The organism is Intrasporangium sp., from assembly GCF_030452765.1.
Classification (GTDB): Bacteria; Actinomycetota; Actinomycetes; order Actinomycetales; family Dermatophilaceae; genus Intrasporangium_A.
This window is the reverse complement of record NZ_JAKDLO010000031.1, coordinates 1-23,063: the sequence shown is the minus strand read 5'-3', so window position 1 is coordinate 23,063 and position 23,063 is coordinate 1. Positions and strand designations below refer to the sequence as shown.

18 protein-coding genes are annotated in these 23,063 nt (G+C 71.9%); 8 read left to right on the top strand and 10 right to left on the bottom strand.

Annotated elements, in window-relative coordinates:
* Positions 1 to 104 precede the first annotated feature (104 nt).
* From L0H79_RS06005 to L0H79_RS05990, 4 genes are all read left to right on the top strand, one after another.
* Entirely contained in the window at positions 105 to 1,877 is a 1,773-nt protein-coding gene (locus L0H79_RS06005) for a glycoside hydrolase family 13 protein (protein ID WP_301483673.1), read from the top strand.
* 55 nt (positions 1,878 to 1,932) lie between these two features.
* Positions 1,933 to 2,340 (top strand): pyridoxamine 5'-phosphate oxidase family protein, encoded by a 408-nt coding sequence (locus L0H79_RS06000; RefSeq protein WP_301483672.1) that lies wholly within the window; start codon positions 1,933 to 1,935, stop codon positions 2,338 to 2,340.
* Between the two features lie 67 nt (positions 2,341 to 2,407).
* Positions 2,408 to 2,731 carry a hypothetical protein gene (locus L0H79_RS05995; protein WP_301483671.1) on the top strand — a complete coding sequence of 108 codons (324 nt, stop codon included), beginning with the start codon at positions 2,408 to 2,410 and terminating at the stop codon, positions 2,729 to 2,731.
* Entirely contained in the window at positions 2,728 to 5,220 is a 2,493-nt protein-coding gene (locus L0H79_RS05990; protein WP_301483670.1) for a hypothetical protein, read from the top strand. Before L0H79_RS05995 ends, L0H79_RS05990 begins: the two co-directional genes overlap by 4 nt.
* A 132-nt stretch (positions 5,221 to 5,352) precedes the next feature.
* Here the strand turns inward: L0H79_RS05990 and L0H79_RS05985 are convergent, their stop codons facing one another.
* Positions 5,353 to 5,862: a hypothetical protein gene (locus L0H79_RS05985; RefSeq protein ID WP_301483669.1), complete on the bottom strand. Its 510-nt coding sequence runs from the start codon at positions 5,860 to 5,862 to the stop codon at positions 5,353 to 5,355.
* Between the two features lie 85 nt (positions 5,863 to 5,947).
* Here L0H79_RS05985 and L0H79_RS05980 point away from each other — a divergent pair, with 85 nt between their 5' ends.
* Positions 5,948 to 6,736, top strand: a complete 789-nt coding sequence (locus tag L0H79_RS05980; protein WP_301483667.1) for a glycerophosphodiester phosphodiesterase — start codon at positions 5,948 to 5,950, stop codon at positions 6,734 to 6,736.
* 44 nt (positions 6,737 to 6,780) lie between these two features.
* On the opposite strand, the gene L0H79_RS05975 is transcribed toward L0H79_RS05980, so the two are convergent.
* Positions 6,781 to 7,182, bottom strand: a complete 402-nt coding sequence (locus L0H79_RS05975) for a VOC family protein (RefSeq protein WP_301483665.1) — start codon at positions 7,180 to 7,182, stop codon at positions 6,781 to 6,783.
* A gap of 94 nt (positions 7,183 to 7,276) precedes the next feature.
* On the opposite strand from L0H79_RS05975, the gene L0H79_RS05970 reads away from it, so the two are divergent.
* Positions 7,277 to 7,960 carry a hypothetical protein gene (locus tag L0H79_RS05970; RefSeq protein WP_301483663.1) on the top strand — a complete coding sequence of 228 codons (684 nt, stop codon included), beginning with the start codon at positions 7,277 to 7,279 and terminating at the stop codon, positions 7,958 to 7,960.
* A 7-nt stretch (positions 7,961 to 7,967) separates the two neighbouring features.
* On the opposite strand, the gene L0H79_RS05965 is transcribed toward L0H79_RS05970, so the two are convergent.
* From L0H79_RS05965 to L0H79_RS05950, 4 genes are read right to left on the bottom strand one after another with little or no spacing between them, the layout of a single operon-like run.
* Positions 7,968 to 8,369 (bottom strand): type II toxin-antitoxin system VapC family toxin, encoded by a 402-nt coding sequence (locus tag L0H79_RS05965; protein ID WP_301483661.1) that lies wholly within the window; start codon positions 8,367 to 8,369, stop codon positions 7,968 to 7,970.
* Complete coding sequence (locus tag L0H79_RS05960) at positions 8,366 to 8,602, bottom strand: hypothetical protein (RefSeq protein ID WP_301483659.1); 237 nt, start codon at positions 8,600 to 8,602, stop codon at positions 8,366 to 8,368. Before L0H79_RS05960 ends, L0H79_RS05965 begins: the two co-directional genes overlap by 4 nt.
* Before the next feature lie 52 nt (positions 8,603 to 8,654).
* Positions 8,655 to 9,287, bottom strand: coding sequence for a hypothetical protein (locus L0H79_RS05955; protein WP_301483658.1), 633 nt, complete (start codon positions 9,285 to 9,287; stop codon positions 8,655 to 8,657).
* Positions 9,284 to 9,739: a thioesterase family protein gene (locus L0H79_RS05950; protein ID WP_301483657.1), complete on the bottom strand. Its 456-nt coding sequence runs from the start codon at positions 9,737 to 9,739 to the stop codon at positions 9,284 to 9,286. Before L0H79_RS05950 ends, L0H79_RS05955 begins: the two co-directional genes overlap by 4 nt.
* Positions 9,740 to 9,825: 86 nt before the next feature.
* Here L0H79_RS05950 and L0H79_RS05945 point away from each other — a divergent pair, with 86 nt between their 5' ends.
* Both L0H79_RS05945 and L0H79_RS05940 read left to right on the top strand, forming a co-directional pair.
* The gene (locus L0H79_RS05945) at positions 9,826 to 11,973 is read left to right on the top strand and encodes an ATP-dependent DNA helicase RecQ (RefSeq protein ID WP_301483655.1); all 2,148 of its coding nucleotides are present in this window, start codon (positions 9,826 to 9,828) and stop codon (positions 11,971 to 11,973) included.
* A gap of 42 nt (positions 11,974 to 12,015) precedes the next feature.
* Positions 12,016 to 12,960 (top strand): acyl-CoA thioesterase II, encoded by a 945-nt coding sequence (locus L0H79_RS05940; protein WP_301483653.1) that lies wholly within the window; start codon positions 12,016 to 12,018, stop codon positions 12,958 to 12,960.
* Here the strand turns inward: L0H79_RS05940 and treZ are convergent.
* Genes treZ through smc form a run of 4 tightly spaced genes read right to left on the bottom strand, consistent with a single transcriptional unit; the run spans position 12,947 to position 22,981 of the window.
* Positions 12,947 to 14,746 carry a malto-oligosyltrehalose trehalohydrolase gene (gene treZ / locus L0H79_RS05935; protein WP_301483652.1) on the bottom strand — a complete coding sequence of 600 codons (1,800 nt, stop codon included), beginning with the start codon at positions 14,744 to 14,746 and terminating at the stop codon, positions 12,947 to 12,949. The genes L0H79_RS05940 and treZ overlap by 14 nt on opposite strands.
* A 17-nt stretch (positions 14,747 to 14,763) precedes the next feature.
* Entirely contained in the window at positions 14,764 to 17,190 is a 2,427-nt protein-coding gene (gene treY / locus L0H79_RS05930) for a malto-oligosyltrehalose synthase (protein WP_301483650.1), read from the bottom strand.
* Complete coding sequence (gene glgX, locus L0H79_RS05925; RefSeq protein ID WP_301483648.1) at positions 17,187 to 19,331, bottom strand: glycogen debranching protein GlgX; 2,145 nt, start codon at positions 19,329 to 19,331, stop codon at positions 17,187 to 17,189. The genes treY and glgX overlap by 4 nt, the downstream gene beginning before the upstream one ends.
* Positions 19,332 to 19,378: 47 nt before the next feature.
* Positions 19,379 to 22,981, bottom strand: a complete 3,603-nt coding sequence (gene smc / locus L0H79_RS05920; protein WP_301483646.1) for a chromosome segregation protein SMC — start codon at positions 22,979 to 22,981, stop codon at positions 19,379 to 19,381.
* Between the last annotated feature and the right edge of the window lie 82 nt (positions 22,982 to 23,063).

Below are 23,063 nucleotides of genomic sequence, written 5' to 3'. Positions count from 1 at the left end.
GGCACGACGAACCCGAAACGCATGTTCCATGCCTACCCGCCGGCACTGACACTCGTCATCAGGTTGTAAGATTTTGCAACAACTGGTTGATATCTTGCTGCCCCATGCGGAACCATGATCCCGTGACCCGTACTGCCTCCCACCCTGCCATCCGCCCGGAGGTCGCCCTCCACCCGGTCGACGACAACGACACCTGGTGGCGCTCGGCCGTCATCTACCAGATCTACCCACGCTCATGGGCCGACTCCGACGGCGACGGCATGGGCGACCTGCCGGGGATCACTGCCCGGCTCGAGCACCTGACCTACCTCGGCGCCGACGCGATCTGGCTCTCCCCCTTCTACCCGAGCCCGCAGGCCGATGCCGGCTACGACGTGGCCGACTACCGCGACGTCGACCCGCGCTTCGGCACGCTCGCCGACGCCGACGCGCTCGTCGCACGGGCCCACGAGCTCCGCCTCAAGGTGATCGTCGACCTCGTGCCCAACCACTCCTCGGACGAGCACGCCTGGTTCCGGGCCGCCCTCGCGGCCGGGCCCGGCTCCCCGGAGCGGGAGCGCTACCACTTCCGCGACGGCAAGGGGCGACGGGGCACCAAGCCGCCGAACAACTGGGAGTCCGTCTTCGGGGGCACAGCCTGGACCAGGGTGACCGAGCGCGACGGCAGGCCCGGCCAGTGGTACCTGCACCTGTTCGACCCGAAGCAGCCGGACTTCAACTGGGACCACCAGCAGGTGCGCGCCGAGTTCGAGTCGGTCCTGCGCTTCTGGCTCGACCGCGGCATCGACGGCTTCCGCGTCGACGTCGCCCACGGCCTCGTCAAGAAGCCGGGCCTGCCCGACTGGAGCAGGCGCACGAACATGCTGGGCGACACCGAGGAAGCGGCTGCCCACGTCCTGGACGCGACCGAGCCGCAGCCGACGCACCTGTCCCCCTGCTGGGACCAGGACGGCGTCCACGAGATCTACCGGTCGTGGCGTGCGGTCCTCGACTCCTACGGGGGCCCCGACCGCATCCTCTGCGCCGAGGCGTGGGTCGAGCCGCCGGAGCGCGCCGTCCTCTACACCCGCCCGGACGAGATGCACCAGGCCTTCAACTTCGACTTCCTGCTCACTCCGTGGATCGCGCAGGACCTCGTCGCGGTCATCCAGCAGTCGCTTGCGGCCGCCGACTCCGTCGGTGCGCCCTCGACGTGGGTCCTGTCCAACCACGACGTCGTACGGCACGCGACGCGACTCGGCTACGCGCCGGGGACGAAGCGCCGGAACGGGATCGGCGCCGACGACCCCCAGCCCGACCGCAAGGTGGGTCTCAAGCGGGCGCGCGCGGCGACGGCCCTGATGCTCGCCCTGCCGGGGGGCGCCTACCTCTACCAGGGCGAGGAGCTCGGCCTGCCCGACTCGACGACGATGCCCGACGAGGCCAGGCAGGACCCGACCTACCTGCGCAGCGGAGGTGCGGAGCTGGGGCGTGACGGCTGCCGGGTGCCGATGCCCTGGGCCAGAGACGCGCCGGGCTTCGGGTTCGGGCCGTCGGCCGGGACGTGGCTGCCGCAGCCTGAGGTCTACGGCGCCTACGCCGCCGACCAGCAGCGGGGGGTGGCCGACTCGACGCTCGAGCTCTACCGCACGCTGCTGCGCGTGCGCCGTGAGCTCGGCCTCGGACGCGCGTCGCTCGCGCTGGTCGACGGGTATGCCGCTGACGTCGTCGCGCTCGAGGCAGTCGGTCCCGGCGGGGCTCGGGTGCTCGTCGTGGCGAACCTCGGGACCGCCGCAGTTCAGCTGCCCGAGGGCGTCGAGGTGCTCGTCACCTCGGGCCGGCTCGACGGCGGCGGCGCCGTGCCCACTGACACGACGGTCTGGGCCCGCTGGCGCTGATCCGGCCCCGAGCCTCCCACTCCCCTGGCCGGTCCCCTCGGCCTACGGTGGTGCCATGAGCGTCCCGATCGACCTGGCCGAGCTCGCGCGGACGGCCGCGAAGCACGACTTCGCCTATCTCGTCACGACGACCGAGGACGGCCGTGCACACCTCGTCGCGGTCCAGCCCGTCGTCGAGGACCGGATGGTCCGGGTCGCCTGCCTCGGCCGGCGGACGCTCGCGAATGCGTCCGCGCGGCCGCAGGTGACGCTGGCCTGGCCCCCTCGAGCGGCAGGCGGGCATTCGCTCTTCGTCGACGGGACGGCCGAGGTGCGCCCGGGTGACGACGGAGACATCATCATGGTCTCGCCCTCTCGGGCCGTGCTGCATCGGCCGGCCCCGTCCCCGAGCCCGACGGACGACCCGTCCGCGTGCGTCTCCGACTGCGTCGAGCTACCCGTCGCGGGCACCGCGAGCTCCTGAGCCGGGGCTCCGCCGGGCCTGTGGACAACGCGCGAGGCCGATGCGCGGACTTCTCTACAGTCGAGGCATGGCGCACTTCTCGATCGAGCCGGACGGGGTCCGCAGTGCCCGGGCGGTCCTCGCGGACGACCCGCGGGCCCTGCGCCACCTGGCCAGTGCCCTGTCTACCGCGTGCGCGCAGGCACGGACGACGATCGGGTCCGAGTGGGCGGGTCTGCTCGAGGCGCTCGAGCGGTTCGGCAGCGTCCACGCCCACGGCATCGACGCGGTGGCCGAGGCATCGGCTGCCCTCGGCGGTGACCTCGACCTGCTCGCCTCCCGGTCGGCGGCGACCGAGCTGGCCATTGCGGCGGCGATCGGCTCGGTGCACGGCGCGCTCGATGCGGCATGATCCGGCCCGGCGCGGAGGGGCCGAGCGCGGAGCGTGGCACGGCGGCGCTGCCCCTTCCCCAAGGGGAGCCCGACCTGCTGCGCCGAGCCGCCCAGCGCATCGGCAGCATCGGGGCCGCGGCTGACCGCACGGCGACGGTCCGTGGGGCCCTCGCACCGTTGCTCACCGAGGTCTGGACCGGTGCGGCCGCCCAGCAGGCGATCACCGAGGCGCGCATCCTCGGCGAGCGGTCGCGCCGGCTCGTCGGTGCCCTACCGTCGGCTGAGCGGGTTCTCACCCGGTATGCCGCCGCGCTCGACGAGACCCGGCAGACGACCCGGCGACTTCAGTCCCGGTGGGACGCCGCCCAGGACGACTACGACGGCGACCGGCACCGCCTCGACGTGGTGCAGGCGAGCACGGGACTCGACCAGAGCAGCGCGATGCGCGACCTGGCCGAGCGGCACCGCACCGTGCAGGCGCGGCTGGCCCAGCGGCATACCTCGTGCGGTGAGTCCCTGCGGGTCGCGGCGCGAGACGCGCAGTCGGGCCTGCTCACCCTCGCGGAGGCGACCCTGCCCGCTCGGGGCCTGCCGACGGCGGGATCGATGCGGGCGGCCCTCACCGGTGACCTCGGTTTCCCCGCCGGTGCGGAGCGGGCCGAAGCCGCGCGCCGGACGGGTCTGGACGCGGCCGTGGTGTGGCGACGGGTCATGGCGCCCGGGCGGGCCGCGGATGCCGAGGTCGACACACTCGTGGCGCTCCTCGGCACGGTTGCCGCGAACCCCCTTGCGGCACAAGCCTTCCTCGACGAGGTGGGCGTCGAGCATGTCGAGGAGGCGCTGGCCGACGTGAGCCGCCCGGGCAGCACGGGCTCTCTCGAGACGGCCCGCTCGTTGGCCGCGACGCTCGGCAGTGTCGTCGTCTCGGCGACCGCGCCGAGCGACATCGACGCGGATCCACGGACCGCGCAGCAGCTTGCCTCGGGAGCTGCGTTGCTGCAGGACGAGGTCGTCCGCTCGGTGGCGGCGGTTGTCACGGCTGGCGAGGGGCAGCATGACTCCGGCTACTGGCTCCTCGGGCAGCTGCTGGTCGGTGCCCGTGGATCCGGTGCCACGACAAGGCTTCCCGCCGGTTTCGCGCGGCGACTCGTGGCGGCCACCGCGGCAGCGGAGGTGGCGCGCAGCCGCGATGCCCGCTTCGTCGGGCGGCACGGGAGCACTCGTGAGGCGGATGGCGACCGGCAGTTCGCATCGCTGTTCGAGGACGGGGACCGGACCGGAGACGCGCTGCACGTCCTGCTGCACGAGGCCAGCCTCTCGGTCGAGGACGCAGATGACGTGGCGAGGCTGCTCGCGACCACTGTGGAGGGGCCGCTGCGGAACGGTCGAGACGAGCCGGCGGTGCTCGCCGAGTACCTGGTGCGCCGGTGGGTGACGCACACGGTGACGAGCCCGCAGGCGCCGACGGACCTCGAGCTCGTGACGAACGCGGACCTTGGTCACCTGATGGCCGCGCTCGGCTCCGGCCCGGAGGCCGCGGCTCTGCGGAGCCGGGTGATGATCGAGGTCGGCCGCACGAGCGAGCTGGCCCAGCGTGAGTGGTCGACGATCCTGCAGTACGAGGCGAACTCGGCGGCGATCGAGTCAAGCGCGCTCGACTGGCTGCAGCGGATGCCCGAGAGTGTGGCAGTGTCCCTGCGCGGGCTGCCGCTCGAGCGCCCGCCCGTCGACGGCATTGTCGGCGGGTACGCGGTGCCGGTCGGGCAGGACGTGCAGCCGCTGCTCGCCAACCGGGAGCTGGCCGGGCTGGTCGGCGCGTTCGCGGTCGGTCATGACTTCGGTGCGGGTGCCAAGGAGCCGGATGCAGCGTACGAGCAGCTCATCGCGGGCGAGGTGGCTCGGCTCACCGACGAGGTGAGGGCCGGGCTCGACCCTGACGACGCGCTGCTACGGCTGGGCTTCTACCACGGCAGTGGGTCGGCGGCGTTGATGTCGGTCGCCGAGCGCCAGGACCGGCTCAACCAGGAGATGTGGCGCAACCTCGCCAACGCCAAGAATCTCGCCGTCGGGCCGGACCGTCTCGACAACGCGATCGCCCTCGTCACCGATGGCACCAACCGCACCGCCCTGGACGACTTCGTCATCGCCACGGTCCGCAGCGAGGAGGCGATCCGGCAGGCCGAGGCGAACGAGGCCCGGCTCGCAGCGCTTCTCGGCACGGTCGCGCCGCTGCTGCCTGGCGCCCGCAGCTGCGCGCCGTACGGTACGAGCCAGCTCACCCCGCTGGCCCGAGGTACGGCGCTGGCACCCGCCAGCGTCTCCGCCGCCGAGCTGCGTCAGGCTCGCCAGCAGGAGGTGGAGACCGCGTTCCGTGCGGTCGCGAAGGAGGGGGTGCAGGAGCACCTGAAGAAGGTGCGCGACGCCCACCGGAAAAGCATCGACGACGACCTACGGGTCTGGCAGGACATCGCCGACAGCCAGAGGTCGAGACCGGACCGGAGACCCTAGCCAGGTCCGGATGGATGCTGAACATCGAACGGCCCAGGTGAGGGAGTGGATGCGCGAGCCCCTTGCCCAGCCCGAAGCAACGTGCTTCGGCCGAGCCGCATCGCGCTGACCCGGGGACCGGCGGTGGTCAGCTCACCACAATGGCTCGGGAACGTCGATCCCGCGCCGTCGCAAGACCGCCTGCACCCTTCTGGCGTCTCGGTTGCGATAGGTGAGTGAGGCCGTCTCCGGCATGGAGACCCCTGCGGGTAACACTCCCAGTTCCACCCACGTGTCCAAGGCGGGACCATCGAGCTCAACGCTCGCGGAGACTCCCTCGGACCGGAGCGCCGCTACGACCCCAGCAACGTCGTCCGGCGAGCCGCCCCACCCGAATCCGGTCGTCATCCCGGCCCATCGCTTCCGGTCGGCGAGCACGACGGCCCCGAGCGGGGCCAGCGCGAGAGCGACGCCCGGCCAGCTGGGCAGGCCGGTCCACCGAAGGATTGCAAACCCGACACCGGCCGCGGCTGCGCACAGACCCAGCAACGCCGCCCAACCGACGGCGTTGAGTTGCGCCGTGCGCAGCCAGGGGCGCGAGGGGCTGCGACCGGACCGAAGCGGCGCTGCCGAGTACTCGGCGTACCGACGAGACCTTGCCATGGGTGAGATGGTGTCAGACCCTCGGCGAGGCGCCGTCGCACCGCGAGGCATCCAGACGCCGTTGCGCGTGGCTACAGTCGCCCTCATGTCCTCGTCGCGGCCCTACCTGCGGCCGGTCCCGCTCGCCCTGGCCCACCGGGGCGGCGCGCTCTACGGCCCGAACGTCGGGCTCGAGAACACCCTGACGGCCTTCCGCAATGCCGTGCAACTGGGCTACACCCACCTCGAGACCGACGTGCACATCACGAGTGACGGGCGGCTGATCGCCTTCCACGACGACCGGCTGGACCGGGTCACGGACGGGACCGGCTTGGTCAAGGACCTGCCCTGGAGCGAGGTACGGCAGGCGAGGATCCATGGCCACGAGCGGATCCCGCTACTGACCGAGGTGCTGGATGAGCTTCCCGGCACGAAGCTCAACATCGACCTCAAGGCCCCCGGCACCGCAGAGCCGGCCTGGGAGCTCATCCGTTCCCGTGGGCTGTTCGACGACTTTTGTGTCGGCTCCTTCTCCCAGCGGCTGATCACCCGCTTCCGTCGACTGAGCGTCGGCCGGGTCGCGACCGCAGCGTCCATTCCCGGCACGGCCCTCATGAGTCTCGGCCCGCGGTGGGTCTCGGCCATGATGCGAACCCCTGCGGACGTCTTCCAGGTGCCGACGGTCATCACGGTGCGAGGCCGCACCGTGGCTGTCGTCACGCCCAAGCTCGTGGAACTGGCACACCGGTTCGGCAAGCAGGTGCACGTGTGGACGATCGACGACGCCACCGAGATGGAGCGCCTGCTCGACCTCGGCGTGGACGGGATCGTCACCGACCGGATCGACGTGTTCAAGTCGGTCCTGGTCGGTCGTGGCTGCTGGACCGGCCGCTGACGAGGGACGAACGGTCGACGACGTCATCGAGAGCCATCGGGTGGTCAGCTGGTGGCACCCGACCGCTCGGACTCGCTGCGCAGGACGCAGAACTCGTTTCCCTCCGGGTCGGCAAGGACAACCCATCCCGTCCCGTCGCCGCGGATGTCGCGCAGGTCGGCCACCTGTCTCGCGCCCAGGCTCGTCAGGTGCTCGACCTCCGCGTCGCGGGTCCGCTGCTGAGGGCGCAGGTCGAAGTGGATCCGGTTCTTGACCTGCTTCGTGTCGGGCACCTCGATGAACAACATCTGATGACCGGTGCCCGCAGAGCGGATCAGGCACTCCTCGTGGCCCGGTTCGTTGGGATCATCCTCGAGGTCGACGTAACCCAGGACGCCCTTCCACCACTGCGACAGCTCGTAGGCGTTGGCGCAGTCGATGGTCGTCGTGACGATGTCGGCAGTCATGTCCCCACCGTGCCAATCCGGCCACCTGGCCACAACCCGATTGTCTAACCGAGTGGAACGAGTACCCGGGTCCGCGGCGCTAGGCTGTTCGCCTATGTCCCAAGGCGCAGCGTCTCCGGGTGCGACCCCTCCGCCGAGCCTTCAGCCCGCCGACGCCGGCCATCTCCCTCCCGACGAGTTCGACCGGTGGTATGGCGGCTGGGATCCGCTCGACCCCACCACCATCGCCGCGTTCATGGGCGGTTTCGACCGCCCGTGGTGGGTCATCGGAGGATGGAGCCTCGAGGCCTTCACGGGTGTGGCCCGCCCGCATGAGGACATGGACATCTCCATCCTGTCCAGTGACGCCGAGGCGTTCCGGCTCTTCCTCGGCGACAGGTGGACGCCGTGGAACGTCGACGAGGGATGGTTCCGCCCTTTCGACGCCCGGTTCGCCGAAGTCCGACCCGACAGCCAAGTGTGGGTGCGCCGCGATGCGCACTCACCCTGGATCCTCGATGTCCCGCTCACCCCTGACACCGAGGGCCGCTGGACCAGCAAACGCAACCCGGCGCATACCGAGGACCTCGAGGACGTCACCTGGGTCGCATCGGATGGTCTGCGATACGCCCGCCCGGAGGTGACCCTGATGTTCAAGGCTGCCCAGGTCAGGGACAAGGACAGGCGCGACGCCGAGGTGACCATCCCGAGACTCGACGCTGCCGGCCGCAGGTGGTTGCGCGCGGCGGTTGCCCGCCTCGATCCCGACCACGCCTGGGTCAAGGCCCTGCACGACTGAGACGTGGTCACACCATCTCGAGCGTGCAGGCCAGGTGGGGCGAGCTGGCGAGCCTCGAGTCCGCCGTCAGGAGCGGGACGCCGAGCTTGACCGCAAGGGCCACATAGAGCGCGTCATAGAAGCTGAGGTTCGCCCGCCAGGTCCACGCGAGCTCGCCCAACGCTCCCGCGTGGGGGTACCGGTGCTCGATGAGCACTCGGCCCGCAGCCAGGGCGACCTCGCCCTCCCTGGCACTGATCCGGCCACGTCGCTCGTGTCGGCGCAGGACGTTGCCGACCTCGGCATCGACCAGGTGCGGCGCGTGTCGCCGCATCATCGGCAGTCGTTGACGCAAGGTCTCGGCGGCATCGGTCTTCCCGATGAGCGCCAGGGTCAGCGCCGAGGCGTCGAGGACGTAGTCGTCGCTCACCGGCGCTCAGCCGAGATGTCGGCGAGGATGGACTCGGTCGTGGCCCCCGAGGTATGGCTCCACGCGCGTGCCGACTCCAGCATGGCCAGCAGCTCGTCGGTGGTGGGACGGCCGGCGAAGTCGATGACGACCTCGCGCATGTAGGACTGGATCGAGCGTCCAGAGGCCCGGGCGCGCTGGCGGATCACCTCATAGGCCGGTTCGGGTATCTCACGGATCTGGATCGTCGCCATGGCGCTAGTCTAGCGCTATGGCGCTCCTCCCATCCACGCCGACCGCGGTGGTTCACCGCGCGAGAACATGTCCCCGAGACGTGCTGAGCCGGGTCCACTGGCCGTGCGTCGTCACCGACGCAGGTTCGCCCTGCTGGGTGAAGCCCAGGGTGTAGGCGGCGAACGCCATCCCGGCGGGCACCGGCGGCACGGTGTCGGTCGGTGCGCCCCACACCCGTCGGCGCAGCGCGTCGACGGCCAGCGCCCCCGACCCCTCCGGGGCACCTCGGGTGATGGCCTCGATACCCGCCTTGGCCACCCGCTCGAGATCCGTGCAGTCGATCTCACCGACCCGGTCCCACCCCCCGCGAGGTGGCGTGTCTCCCGCCCAAGGGGTGCTGAGCGTGGTGGGCGGGAGAGCGAAGGTGACCCCGTCGCCGGCCCGACGGGCCAACCGGTCCGCGACCGCCGCGATCGGAACGGTCGTCTCGACAGGTTCCCCGCCGGCCACGGGCATGATGCGCATGCCGAGCACGCTGCCCTCCCCCAGCGGCCCGCTCTGGCGCAGCACAGCGACGGTCAGGACGAGCATCGGCCCGAGGGTCTGGATCCGGACGGCCCCGTCGACGCTGACGGGGCGGGCCCGCGAGACGAAGGTCGCGAAGTCCGTGCGGACCCGCGGGTCGAGGAAGTCGATCGTGGTCATCTGCGCCTCCGTCGCAACGGGGCGGGCTGGCCCTTGACCTCCTCGAGCGAGGCCCGCTCCTCGGGACGCATCCGACGAGGCGAGGCCGTGGCGAAGTCGTAGAGCGCCAGCTCGGTCTCGGCCACGGCATACACCTGCGTGCCGAGTCCTTCGGGATCTCGCACGATGTACGCCACGTCGAACCCGGCGCCCCCGATCCGTGACACCCACATCTCGACTCGCACCGGCTCGAGGCGGAAGCCGAGCGGGCGGCGGTACTCGATCTCGTGCCGCGAGACGAGGACTCCCTCGTCGAGCAGCGAGCGGTCCTGGTCGAACCAGTCGCGGAACGCGATGACGCGGGCGTCCTCGAGCAGCCGGAGGAACTGCACGTTGTTGATGTGGGCGTAGGCGTCCATGTCCGACCATCGCAGGGACACGTCCGCGGCGTACCGTCGATCAGCGCTGCTCATGCCATCCATCCTTGCAGCCCAGGTTTATCCACAGGCACAAGGTATGCCGCGCAGTGACGTCCCCGCGCCGACGTAGGTTGGGTGCCATGCCAGTCACGACAGACCTGCGAGCCGCGGCCCTGACCGAGCTGCGAGGCCTCGTCGGCCGAGCCGACGCCGACTTCCGCGACGGTCAGCTCGAGGCGGTCGAGGCGCTCGTCAGCGGGCGCCGGCGCGTGCTCGTCGTGCAGCGCACCGGCTGGGGCAAGTCGGCGGTCTACTTCGTCGCGACCGTGCTGCGCCGGGCCGAGGGCGCCGGCCCCACGGTGATCGTCAGCCCGCTGCTCGCTCTCATGCGCGACCAGATCGCCGCGGCCCTGCGGGCCGGCATCCGGGCCGTCACCCTCAACTCGACCAACGCCGACGAGTGGGGGGCCGTCTCGGCCGCACTGGCGCGCGGCGAGGTCGACGTCCTGCTCGTCAGCCCGGAGCGGCTCAACAACCCCCGCTTCCGCGACGAGCAGCTGCCGGCCCTCGCCGGCTCATGCGGCCTGCTCGTGGTCGACGAGGCCCACTGCATCAGCGACTGGGGCCACGACTTCCGTCCCGACTACCGGCGCATCCGCGACCTGCTCGCCTCGCTACCGGACCAGACGCCGGTCCTCGCGACGACGGCGACCGCCAACGCCCGCGTCGTGACCGACGTGGTCGAGCAGCTGTCGGCGGGCGGCCGGGGGCATGACGGCCAGGGACCGGACGGCCCGGGGCGCGAGGTACTGACCCTGCGCGGGCCCCTCGCCCGCCGGTCGCTCAGACTCGGAGTCATGCCCCTCGGCGCGCCGGAGCAGCGGCTGGCCTGGCTCATCGCCCACCTGGGCGAGCTCACCGGTAGCGGCATCGTCTACACCCTCACCGTCGCCGCCGCCGAGGACGTCGCGCGGGCCCTGCACGATGCGGGTCATGCGGTGGCCGCCTACACCAGCCGCACCGATCCGGCCGAGCGGATCAGGCTGGAGGAGGCCCTGCGCGACAACGAGGTCAAGGCCCTCGTCGCGACGAGCGCTCTCGGCATGGGCTTCGACAAGCCCGACCTGGGCTTCGTCATCCACCTCGGCGCGCCCGCCTCCCCGGTCGCCTACTACCAGCAGGTCGGCCGGGCGGGCCGGGCCACCGACAACGCCGACGTCCTGCTGCTGCCCGGGCCCGAGGACAAGGACATCTGGCGCTACTTCGCCTCGGCCTCCATGCCCCGGCAGGACCAGGCCGACGCCGTGCTCGCGGCGCTGGCCGGCTCGCCGAAGCCGCTCTCGACGGTCGCCCTCGAGTCGATCGTCGACATCCGGCGCACCCGCCTCGAGCTGCTCCTGAAGGTCCTCGACGTCGACGGTGCGGTCCAACGGGTCCCGGGAGGCTGGGCGGCCACCGGCAGCCCGTGGACCTACGACTCCGAGCGCTACGCCCGGGTCGCCGAAGCACGCGACCGTGAGCAGGACCTCATGCTCGACTACGAGCATGCCAGCACGTGCCGGATGGCCTTCCTGCAGCAGTGCCTCGACGACGAGTCGGCCGCGCCGTGCGGTCGGTGCGACACGTGTGTCGAGCCCTGGTTCGACGCGACCCTGCCCGAGGCCGCCATCCGCGCCGCGAGCGACCGGCTCCAGCGACCCGGGGTGGTGATCCAGCCCCGGGCCCAGTGGCCGAGCGGCATGGGGCGCCTCGGCGTCCCGCGCAAGGGCCGGATCGCCGCCGAGGCTGCCATGGCACCGGGCCGGGCGGTGGCCAGGCTCAGTGACCTGGGCTGGGGCCAGCGGCTGCGGGAGCTGCTGCGTACAGCGGACGCCGAGCTACCCGAGCCCGTCGTCAGTGCCTGCATCGCGGTCCTCGCCGACTGGGACTGGGCGCAGCGGCCGGTCGCCGTCGTCGCGGTGCCCTCGCGGACTCGTCCCCGGCTCGTCCGGTCGCTCGCGGAGCAGCTCGGCCGGATCGGCCGGCTGCCTGTCCTCGGCGAGCTCGACCTCGTCGACGGCGGGCCCACCGGCGAGGCCGGGGGCAACAGCGCCTTCCGGCTCGCCGGGATCTGGGGACGCCTCACGGTGGGCACCGACCTGCGCACCCGGCTGGGCGGCATACCCGGGCCGGTGCTGCTCGTCGACGACGTCGCCGACTCACGGTGGACGCTCACCTGTGCCGCCGCGGTCCTCCGGGCGGCCGGTGCGCCGGCGGTGCTGCCCTTCACCCTGGCTCTCGACGCCTGATCCCTACGGCACGCGGCCGGGTGACTTGGCTAGTGTCGACGCGTGACGAAGGAGACCCCGGCGCTGCCGCCGCTCGACGACCTGCTCGACGTGCTCACCCTCAGGGACGTCGGCACGGCGAGGATCAGCGTCACCGACCCGCTCGGTCGGGACGCGCCGACGTCGATCGGTGCCGAGTCCGCACGCGTCTTCATGGGACGGTCGCAGCGCATGCCGCACGGGCGCGTCTTCGGCGGCCAGGTCCTGGCCCAGTGCGTCATGGCGGCCGGCCTGACGATCAGCACCGTCGCCGACGTGCCGCGGCCGATCCACTCGCTGCACGGCTACTTCATGCGGCCTGGCGACGACACGATGCCGATCCACTTCGCGGTGGAGGAGATGCGCGATGGACACTCCTTCTCGACGCGTCGCGTGCACGCCGTCCAGAAGGGCGCCCCGATCATGTCGATGGTGTGCTCGTTCCAGGAGCACGCCGGCGGCCTCGACCACCAGGAGCGGATGCCCGACGTGCCGGGCCCGGATGGCCTGCCCTCGCTCAGCGACCTGGCCGGCGACAACCCGGCCGCGCGACGCATCTCCGAGGTGCGGCCCATCGAGCAGCGGCATGTCGAGGGAAGCCTGTTCCTCGGCCCCGACGAGCAGCACGTGCCGGTGGGCCACGTATGGCTCCGGTCAGTCGGCACGCTTCCTGACAACCCCCTGCTGCACTCCGCCGTCCTCGCCTACGCGAGCGACTACTCGCTCCTCGAGCCGGTGCTGCGGCGGCACGGGCTCGCATGGGGTGACCCGCGCCTACGGGTCGCCAGCCTCGACCACTCGATGTGGTTCCACCGTCCGGCCGACCCCTCGGACTGGATCCTGTACGCCCAGCAGTCCCCGTCCGCGACGAGCGGGCGCGGTCTGTCGATCGGGGAGATGTTCACCCAGGACGGCGCCCTCGTCGCGACCACGGCGCAGGAGGGCATGATCCGGGTCAAGGGGTCCTGACGACCGCCACCGAGTGACCACCGAGCCGTATGCCGCCCACCTCGGTGCGCAGGTCGCCCCAGCTCAGCAGAACGTCCGCAACACCGGCCGGCACCGGGACGGCGCGCGGCTCGGGGGCAAGGTTGGCGACGACGGCAACCGAGCCTCGCGTCATGACGAGCCAGCGCGCCGCCTCGTCGCAGCGCACGTCGAGTGCGGTGAGCTCCCCCGACGCGATGTCAGGCTCACTGCGGCGCAGCTCGATGAGCCGGCGGTAGAAGGCGAGCATCTGCGCATGCCCCACCGCGGGCACCTCGTCCCACCGAAGGACGCACGCCGTCCGGGTGGCCGGGTCCTGCGGGTCCGGCACCTCGGAGACAGCCCAGCCGTGTGCGGCGAACTCGCGCCGCCGGCCGGTGCGGACGGCGTCGACCAACCATTCCTCGTCGAAGGAGGTGAAGTACCGGAACGGCGTACTGGCGCGCCACTCCTCGCCCATGAACACCATTGCCGTATAAGGGGACAGGAGGTAGAGCGCGGCGCCGATCGCCTGCTGCCCGGGGGTGGTCAGGCTGCTGATCCGGTCGCCGAGGGCGCGGTTGCCGACCTGGTCGTGCGTCTGCAGAGAAGCGACGAACCGGTGTCCGGACACCGTGGCTCGGTCGACCGGGTGGCCCCAGTGTCGGCCGCGGAAGGAGGACGTCCGGCCATCGTGGAGGAAGACCTCGGTCAGCGTCTTGGCAAGCACCGACAACGGCCCGCCGTCGGGCCACGCCTCGGTGCCCCCCGCGAAGTCGCGGTAGTAGCCGCTCGTCTCCCCGGTGAGGGCGACGTGCAGGGCATGGTGCACGTCGTCGTCCCACTGTGCGGTCATGCCGAGGCCACCGCGACTGGTGGGGGCCACCAGCACCGGGTCGTTGAGGTCGCTCTCTGCGATGAGGTCGAGGGGACGGCGCAGTTGCGTTGCGAGAGAGGCGACCTCGTCAGACAGCTCGGCGAGCACGTGCCGGGGCGAGCCGTCGTCGTGCAGGGCATGGACGGCGTCGAGGCGCAGCGCGTCGACGTGGAAGTCGCGCATCCAGCGCAGCGCGTTGTCGATGACCCACCGACGCACCTCGTGGCTGCCCGGCCCGTCCAGGTTGACGCTCGGGCCCCACGGTGTGTCGTGCGCAGCGTTGAAGTAGGGCCCGAACTCGGCGAGGTAGTTGCCGGTCGGGCCGAGGTGGTTGTAGACGACGTCGAGGCACACGCCGAGCCCCACGCCGTGGCAGGCGTCGACGAACCGCTGGAAGGCGGCGGGCCCTCCGTACGTCTGCTGGACGGCATACGGCTGGACACCGTCGTATCCCCAGCCGTGGGTGCCGCCGAAGGCGGCGACGGGCATCACCTCGACCAGGTCGATCCCGAGGTCGGTCAGGTGGGTCAGGTGCTCGACTGCCGCATCGAGGCTGCCCGCGTCGGTGAAGGTGCCGACGTGCAGCTCGTAGACGACACCGCCGAGGACTCCCGCACCACCGCGGGTGCCCGGCCACCCGGCGTCGCGCCACTCGTGGGCACCGGCGTCGAAGGTCCTGCTGGGGCCGTGCACACCGTGCGGCTGCCAGGGGCTGCGGGGATCGGGTCGAGGCGGGCCACCCTCAAGACGGAAGGCGTAGTCGAACGGGCCGTCCGAGGGCGGTGTCCACTCCCACCAGCCACCCTCGTGCTGGGCCATGGGATGGGCGACCGGCGCGTCTCCGGGCGGTGCGGCCTGCACGGCCACCGCCGCGGCGCGCGGGGCCCAGACACGAAGCGGTGAGGACGTCATGACGGCTCCCTACCCCGCTACCACGCGGTCTCCGCACCGCCACGCACGAGGAGCGCGACAGGCAGCCCGGTCAGGGGCAGAACCGACTCGAGCGGGATCGCCCCGCCGGCGACGACGGAGTCCCGAAGCACGTCGACCCAGTGGCCCGCAGGGAGGGTCACCGTCGCGTCACCCCATCCGCCACCATCGGCGAGGCGCCCGGCGAGCCGGGTGGCCAGCACGACGACGTCGGGTGCCGCCTCGGAGCCCCGGGCGAAGGCGATGACATGGCCCGAGTCGCTCTCGAGCCGCGTGTGGTCTCCCTCGCCACCGACGAACGCCTCGGGGCGCTCACGGCGCAGCCGGAGGGCGGCCGCTGTCACGCGCAGCTTCTCGTCCGCCAGGTCCGTGGGTGCCGCTCCCCCGTCGAGCCGGGCGAGCCGGGCCCGGTGCCGCGACCAGTCGAGGCGCCGCCGGTTGTCGGGGTCGACCAGGGACAGGTCGAGCAGGTCGGTCCCCTGGTAGAGGTCGGCGACCCCCGGCATGGTCAGCTGGACGAGCTTCTGCCCGAGGACGTTGGCGCGGGTCTCGTGGGCGGTCCGGCGCAGCCATCCCTCGACCTGGCCGGCGACCGCCTCGTCGGAGACGACCAGGCGGACGAAGTCGAGCACGGCGCGCTCGTAGGCCTCGTCAGTCTCGGTCCACGACGTGTGCAGCTTCGCCTCGCGCACCGCCTTCCGGCAGTAGGCAGCCAGCCGGTCGCCATCGATCGGCCAGGCGCCGACGAGGCTCTGCCAGACCAGGTACTCGGTCAGCTCGTCGAGGCGGTCGGGCCGCCGCGGGGCTGTCATCCGGCGCACCTCATGGACCCAGCCGGCCCAGGCGTCGGCACGCTCGGAGAGGACGGCCAGCCGCGCCCTGACGTCCTCGGAGCGCTTCGTGTCGTGGGTCGACAGGGTGGTCATGGCATGTGGGTGGTCACGGACCATACTCGTTGCGTACGAGTGGAACTCGTCGACGGAGATGCCCAGCCTGTCCGGGTCGCCCCCCACCTCGTTCAGGCCGGTGAGACGGACGTAGCGGTAGAAGACGGTGTCCTCGACAGCCTTGGCCATGACCGGCCCGCAGGTCTGCTGGAACCGCACGCAGAAGTCGCGTCGGGCCGAGTCGTCGACCCCGACGGGTCGGTCGAGGGCGAGGTCGAGGAGCGCGGAGACCACCGCCGGGTCCAGATCCGGCTCCGCGGCGAGCGCCCGGTCCGCCACCGCGCGCAGCGCACGGAGCGTCGGCTCGCCCACCGGCTCCCCGGGCCGCACATAGATCCGGTAGCGGTCCATGGCGACGAGCAAGGCCCCGAGCGCGGCCCGAGCAGCCGCCTGCGGCAGGTCCGGCCGGGTCATGGCGACGAGCCGGAGCAGCCGCCCCATCTCGGCACCCAGCACGTGCTCGACGACGTGGCGTTTGGCCGCGACGATCATCGCGGCGAGGTCCTGCGGCTCGCCGAGCAGCTCGCTCGCGAGTCGAGCGAGTGGCTCGGCACCGTCAGGGTCGACGAAGAGCCCGCCGACGCGCAACAGCGCGTCGTAGCCGGTCGTCCCGGCACAGGCCCACCCCTCGGGGAGGCGCTCGTCGCCCTCGAGGATCTTCTCGACGGCGACCCACGCCCCGTCGGTCACGTCGCGGAGCCGGTCGAGGTATCCCTCGGGGTCGGCGAGCCCGTCCGGATGGTCGATCCGCAGTCCGTCGACCTGACCGGTCCGGACCATCTCGAGCACCCGGGCGTGCGTCGCGTCGAAGACGGTTGGGTCCTCGACGCGGACCGCGATGAGGGAGGTGACATCGAAGAAGCGGCGGTAGTTCGGCGCGCCGGGCTCGCGCCAGGACGCCAAGCGGTAGTGCTGGGCCGCGAGCAGCGCGGCGAGCGGCATACCGGCGGTGCCGCTGGCGAGCGGGAAGACGTGGTCGTGGTAGCGGAGCACGTGCTCGGCTCCGAGACGGTCCGCGGTGAGCTCGCCCGCGGCGAGGACCTCGTCGAGATCGCTGCCGAGGACGGGCAGCACCAGCCGGCCCCCGCCCGCGTCCCAGTCGATGTCGAACCACGACGCGTACGTGGAGGAACGGCCCTTTTCGAGGACCGACCAGAGCGGCCGGTTGCGGCGCTCCGGGACCGGGACCGCCATGTGGTTGGGGACGATGTCGAGCACGATCCCGAGACCGGCCCGGCCGGCTGCCGCCACGAGCCGGGCCCAGGCGGGCTCACCACCGAGGTCCTGCGCGACCACCGTGTGGTCGACGACGTCGTAACCGTGCGTCGAGCCGGTGCTCGCCTGCAGCACCGGGGAGAGGTAGAGGTGCGTGACCCCGAGGGTGGCCACGTCGCCGACGAGACCGGCCGCGTCGTCGAGCGTGAACGCCGGCTCGAGCTGGAGGCGCAGTGTCGAGGTCGGCACCCGGCGCCCGGTCACGATGTGGCGCCCTCCGCGGGCTCACGCGGGCACCGGAGCAGGACCATGCTGCGGGCCTCGACCTGCACCATCCAGTCGGGCTCGAGCTGCTCGGCCGTCATCTCCCGGGCGGTGTTGATCTCGGGGACCCACCCCCTGCCCCACTCCTCGGCAGGGATCGTGAAGGCGATCGGCTCGCTGTGGGCATTGAACATGACGAGGAACGAGTCCCCGAGGATCTGCTGGCCGCGCGGGTCCGGCTCCGGGATCGCACCGCCGTTGAGGAAGACCATGAGCGACTTGGCGAGCCCGTTGCGCCAAGCCTCCTCGTCCATGTGCTCGGCGTTCGGCATGAACCAGGCGATGTCGCCCAGGTCGCTCTCGCCGCCGTGGTCGGCGCTGCCGGCGAAGAATCGGCGGCGCCGGAAGACCGGGTTGTCCCGTCGCAACCGAAGCAGGGACTGGGTGAACTCGAGCAGCGCGTGCTGCTCCTCGCCGAGCTCCCAGTCGACCCACGTGATCTCGTTGTCCTGACAGTAGCCGTTGTTGTTGCCGAGCTGGCTGCGGCCGAGCTCGTCACCGTGGCTGATCATCGGCACCCCCTGCGAGAGCAGGAGTGTCGCGAGGAAGTTGCGTTGCTGGCGGGCTCGGAGCGCGAGCACGTCGGGATCGTCGGTCGGGCCCTCGACCCCGCAGTTCCACGACCGGTTGTGGCTCTCGCCGTCCTGGCCGCCGTCGCCGTTCGCCTCGTTGTGCTTGTCGTCGAAGGAGACGAGGTCGCGCAGGGTGAACCCGTCGTGGGCGGTGACGAAGTTGATCGAGGCGATCGGCTTGCGACCCGTGTGCTCGTAGAGGTCGCTGCTGCCGGTCAGGCGCGAGGCGAACTCACCGAGATCGCCGCCCGCTCCACGCCAGAAGTCCCGGACCGTGTCGCGGTACTTGCCGTTCCACTCGGTCCACAGCGGCGGGAACCCGCCGACCTGGTAGCCGCCGTCGCCCACGTCCCAGGGCTCCGCGATGAGCTTGGCCTGGCTGATGACGGGGTCCTGCTGGATGAGGTCGAAGAAGGCCGAGAGCTTGTCGACCTCGTGGAACTGGCGGGCCAGTGTCGCGGCGAGGTCGAAGCGGAACCCGTCGACGTGCATCTCGGTGACCCAGTAGCGCAGCGAGTCCATGATGAGCTGCAGGACGTGGGGGCTGCGCATGAGCAGGGAGTTGCCCGTGCCGGTCGTGTCGTAGTAATGCGCGAGGTCGTCGCTGACCAGCCGGTAGTAGCGGTCGTTGTCGAGGCCGCGGAAGGCGAGGGTCGGGCCGAGCTCGTTGCCCTCGGCGGTGTGGTTGTAGACGACGTCGAGGATCACCTCGATGTCGGCCGCGTGCAGGGCCTTGACCATGCCCTTGAACTCGAGCACCTGCTGGCCGAGCTGGCCGCTCGAGCAGTACTCGTTGTGGGGGGCGAGGAAGCCGATCGTGTTGTAGCCCCAGTAGTTGCGCAGGCCCCGGTCACGCAGGAAGCCGTCCTGGACGAACTGGTGCACGGGCATCAGCTCGATCGCCGTGACCCCGAGCGAGGTGAGGTGCTCGATCGTGGCTGGATGGGCCAGCCCGGCATAGGTGCCCCGGATCGGTTCCGGGATGTCGGGGTGCTGTCGGGTCAGGCCCTTGACGTGGGCCTCGTAGATGACGCTCTCGTGGTACTCGTGCCGGGGCGGCCGGTCGTCGCCCCAGTCGAAGAACGGGTTGGTGACGACCGAGAGCATCGTGTGACCGAGGCTGTCGGTCGGATCCGGCTGCGCCGCCAGCGCCGCCTCGTGGTCACCGAGCGGGTAGGAGAAGGTCGCCTGGGTGTTGTCCGGCTGGCCCATGATGGCCTTGGCGTAGGGGTCGAGCAGGAGCTTGGCCGGGTTGCACCGGTGTCCGCGCGCCGGCTCGTACGGGCCGTGGGCGCGCAAACCGTAGCGCTGGCCGGGATGCAGGTAGGGGACGTAGCCGTGCCAGACGAACGCGTCGACCTCGGGCAGGTCGACCCGGGTCTCGGTGAGGTCGTCGCCGATGAGGCAGAGCTCGACCCGGTTGGCCGCCCCGGAGAACACGGCGAAGTTGACGCCGGTCCCGTCGTAGGTCGCACCGAGGGGATAGGACTTGCCCGGCCAGATCTCCATGTGTCCCCTTTCGTCGTCGTGCGACTCCCGGAGACTATCGCGTCGGCTCAGGCCGGCTGGTCGGCGAGCTCTCGCAGCCGCTGGCTGACCAGGGTGGTCACGCCGTCGCCGCGCATGCTCACGCCGTAGAGGGCGTCGGCGATCTCCATCGTCGTCTTCTGGTGCGTGATGACGATGAGCTGGGAGCTGTCGCGCAGCTCCTCGAAGAGCGTGATGAGACGGCCGAGGTTGGCGTCGTCGAGGGCGGCCTCGACCTCGTCCATGATGTAGAACGGCGAGGGCCGTGCCTTGAAGATCGCCACCAGCAGGGCCACCGCGACGAGGGAGCGCTCCCCGCCCGAGAGGAGCGAGAGCCGCTTGATCTTCTTGCCCGGCGGCCGCGCCTCGACCTCGAGGCCCGTCGTGAGCAGGTTGCCGGGGTCGGTGAGGACGAGGCGCCCCTCACCCCCCGGGAAGAGTCGCTGGAAGACCCGCTCGAACTGCACCGCCGTGTCGGCGAACGCCTCGGCGAAGACCCGCTCGACGCGCTCGTCCACCTCCTTGACGATGTCGAGCAGGTCCCGCTTGGAGCTCTTGAGGTCCTCGAGCTGCTCGGTGAGGAAGGCGTGGCGCTCCTCCAGCGCGGCGAACTCCTCCAGGGCCAGAGGGTTGATCCGCCCGAGCGCGGAGAGCTTGCGCTCGGCCCGGCGCAGCCGCTTCTCCTGGGCCTCGCGCACGTAGGGCGCCGGCTCGGGCACCTCGGCGCCCGGGTCGGCGCCCGGGTCGGCGGCCGGGTCGGGGACGACCGGGACGAGCCGGTGCGGGCCGAACTCCTCGATCAGCGCCTCCGGTGAGATGCCGAGCTCGCCGACGGCGCGGTCCTGCAGCTGCTCGATGCGCAGTCGCTGCTGCGTGCGGGCCACCTCGTCACGGTGTGCCGTGTCGGTCAGCTCGCGCAGCTGCTCCTGCAGGGTGGCGATCTCCCGGCGGACCAGCGCGAGCTCCCGATCTCGCTCGGTGCGCTGCTGCTCCCCGGCGGCCCGCACGGACGCGGCACGCTCCACCGAGCGCACGAGCACGTCATGGGCGTATGCCGCCGCCACCCGTACCGCCTCGGCAACCTTCGCCTCGCGCTCCCGCTGCTCCCGTCGTGCGGCCAGCCGTTCGCGCGCCTGCTCTGCCGCGAGCGCACTCCGTTCGAGCCCGTCGGCGCGGTCGCGCATGGCCCTGGCACGCTCCTCGCGGGTGCGCAGGCCCAGGCGCAGCTCGGTCTCGGTGGCACGGGCCTCGCGGGCCAGCGCGTCGAGCCGGTCCCGCTCCTCGGTCGCGGGCTCGGTGTCGTCGTCCGCGTCGGCGCTCGCCGCCTCGAGCCGCGCAGCGAGCTCGGCGTGGGCCTGCTCGTCGGCGGCTCGAGCCGCTGCCGCCTCCGCGATGGCCCGTTCGGTGCGCTCGACCTCGGCTCGGGCGGCCCGGACCGTCTGGCCCAGGGAGCCCAGCCTCTCGGCGATCGCGGCCATCCGGGCGTCGCTCTCGTTGAGCCGCTCGAGGGTGGCCTCGACGGTCTCGGCGAGCTCGGCCCGTGCCGTCTCGGCCGTGGCGATGCCGAAGCGGGCCTGCTCGGTCTCACGGGTGGCCTGCTCGGCCTCGGCCCCGGCCTGTTCGAAGGCGGCCTGCACCTCGATGAGGCTCGGTGCGCAGCTGCTGCCACCCCGGGCCCAGCCCGGGGCGTAGACATCACCCTCCGAGGTGACCGCGGTGACCCCCGGGTGGGCGCGGACGACACGGGCGGCGATCTCGGCGTCAGGAACGAGCGCGACACGGTCGAGGACCCGCTCGAGAGACGGGCGGATCGATGCGGGGCACGAGACGAGGTCACGAACCCACCGTGCGTCACGGCCCAGAGCCGGCCACGTCCCCGGGTCGACCGGCGTGGCCGAGTCGGCGACGAGCAGCGTCGCTTGGCCGGCGTCGTCCTTGCGAAGGGTCGTCAACGCCTCGGTCGCGTCGTGAAGCGAACCGACTGCCAGGGCCTCGGCGGCCCAGCCGAGAGCCGCGGCAACGGCCGTCTCGTGTCCCGGCTCGACCGTGACCAGCGAGGCGACCGAGCCAAGGATGTCGTGGCGCCCGTCGCCCTGACCCGCCGCCGCCAGCAACGCAGCCGCGCCGTCCTTGCGCGACAGGCTGAGCTCGAGGGCTTCGGCCCGGGCCGTCGCGGTCGAGCGGGCCCGGTCGGCGCTGGCCTCGGCCTGCTTCCAGCGCGCCAGCTCGGCCTGCGCCCCCTCGAGCCGCTCGGCGGCTTGTTCGTAGGCCGTGTCGAGGCCGTGCTCCCCCTCCTCGTCCTGCGCGACGGTCGCCTCGAGCCGCGCGAACTCCTGCTCGGCCGTGGCGGCCCGGACGGCGGCCTGCTCGACGCCGGCTCGCAGTCGCGTGATCTCTGCCTCGCGGGCCTCGATGCGGGACGTCTTGGCGGCGACCTGACCGGACAGCGTGGCCAGCCCCTCGCGCCGGTCGGCGGCCGCACGGACGGCCCGGGCCAGTCGGCTCGTCTCGTCGGCGTGGGCCCGCTCGGCCTCGGTACGGGACCGGACGGCCTCCTCGAGATCCCTCTTCAGCGCGGTGATCTCCTCGAGCAGCACCGTCTCGTGCTCGCGCACCGCGCCCGCCTGGTCGCGCAGGGCGGCGGGGTCGCGTGCGGAGCCGGCGTCGGTGTCCTCGTCCCGGCTCTCGGCAAGGAGGCGGACGCGCTCGCTGGCCAGGCCGTGCGTGGCGGCCATCCGCTCGACGAGCCGGCCGAGGGCCGCCCACTGGTCGTGGGCCAGCGCGAGCGCCGGGCGTGCGTCCTCCGCTGCCGCCTCGAGACGCGAGAGCCGCCCTGCGAGGTCGCCCAAGGCCCCTTCGACCTCGTCGCGCCGCTGCACGAGGGCGGTCTCGTCGGCGACCTCCTGCTCGAGGGTCGAGGTGAGCTGGACGAGGTCGTCGGCGAGCAACCGCAGCCGCGCGTCGCGGGCGTCGGCCTGGATCGTGGCAGCCTTGCGTGCGGTCTCGGCCTGCCGGCCGAGCGGGCCGAGCTGGCGGCGGATCTCGGCGGTGAGATCCTGCGCGCGGGTGAGGTTGGCCTCCATCGCGTCGAGCTTGCGCAGGGCACGCTCCTTGCGCTTGCGGTGCTTGAGGACCCCGGCGGCCTCCTCGATGAAGCTGCGGCGCTCCTCGGGTGTCGCGCGCAGCACGGTGTCGAGCTGCCCCTGGCCGACGATGACATGCATCTCGCGGCCGATGCCGCTGTCCGAGAGCAGCTCCTGGATGTCGAGCAGCCGGCACGGGGTGCCGTTGATCGCGTAGTCCGACCCGCCGTTGCGGAACATCGTCCGCGCGAGCGTCACCTCGGTGTAGTCGATCGGCAGGGCACCGTCGGTGTTGTCGATGGTCAGGCTCACCTCGGCGCGCCCGAGCGGGGCACGCCCGGCCGTGCCGGCGAAGATGACGTCCTCCATCTTGCCGCCGCGCAGGGACTTGGCTCCCTGCTCGCCCATGACCCAGGCGAGCGCGTCGACGACGTTGGACTTGCCGGAGCCGTTCGGCCCGACGATGCAGGTGATCCCGGGCTCGAGGCGCAGCTGCGTGGCCGACGCGAAGGACTTGAAGCCCTTCAGGGTGAGGCTCTTGACGTACACGAACCTGTGCTTTCTGTGGTGGACGATCCCGGTCAGCCTACGGCCCGGGCGGCCCGCGCCCGCGCAGGCGCGACGGCGCGTA

Coding starts and splice junctions, on each gene's coding strand:
- L0H79_RS06005 (WP_301483673.1), top strand. CDS start 105: ATGCGGAACCATGATCCCGTGACCCGTACTGCCTCCCACCCTGCCATC.
- L0H79_RS06000 (WP_301483672.1), top strand. CDS start 1,933: ATGAGCGTCCCGATCGACCTGGCCGAGCTCGCGCGGACGGCCGCGAAG.
- L0H79_RS05995 (WP_301483671.1), top strand. CDS start 2,408: ATGGCGCACTTCTCGATCGAGCCGGACGGGGTCCGCAGTGCCCGGGCG.
- L0H79_RS05990 (WP_301483670.1), top strand. CDS start 2,728: ATGATCCGGCCCGGCGCGGAGGGGCCGAGCGCGGAGCGTGGCACGGCG.
- L0H79_RS05985 (WP_301483669.1), bottom strand. CDS start 5,862: ATGGCAAGGTCTCGTCGGTACGCCGAGTACTCGGCAGCGCCGCTTCGG.
- L0H79_RS05980 (WP_301483667.1), top strand. CDS start 5,948: ATGTCCTCGTCGCGGCCCTACCTGCGGCCGGTCCCGCTCGCCCTGGCC.
- L0H79_RS05975 (WP_301483665.1), bottom strand. CDS start 7,182: ATGACTGCCGACATCGTCACGACGACCATCGACTGCGCCAACGCCTAC.
- L0H79_RS05970 (WP_301483663.1), top strand. CDS start 7,277: ATGTCCCAAGGCGCAGCGTCTCCGGGTGCGACCCCTCCGCCGAGCCTT.
- L0H79_RS05960 (WP_301483659.1), bottom strand. CDS start 8,602: ATGGCGACGATCCAGATCCGTGAGATACCCGAACCGGCCTATGAGGTG.
- L0H79_RS05955 (WP_301483658.1), bottom strand. CDS start 9,287: ATGACCACGATCGACTTCCTCGACCCGCGGGTCCGCACGGACTTCGCG.
- L0H79_RS05950 (WP_301483657.1), bottom strand. CDS start 9,739: ATGAGCAGCGCTGATCGACGGTACGCCGCGGACGTGTCCCTGCGATGG.
- L0H79_RS05945 (WP_301483655.1), top strand. CDS start 9,826: ATGCCAGTCACGACAGACCTGCGAGCCGCGGCCCTGACCGAGCTGCGA.
- treZ (WP_301483652.1), bottom strand. CDS start 14,746: ATGACGTCCTCACCGCTTCGTGTCTGGGCCCCGCGCGCCGCGGCGGTG.
- glgX (WP_301483648.1), bottom strand. CDS start 19,331: ATGGAGATCTGGCCGGGCAAGTCCTATCCCCTCGGTGCGACCTACGAC.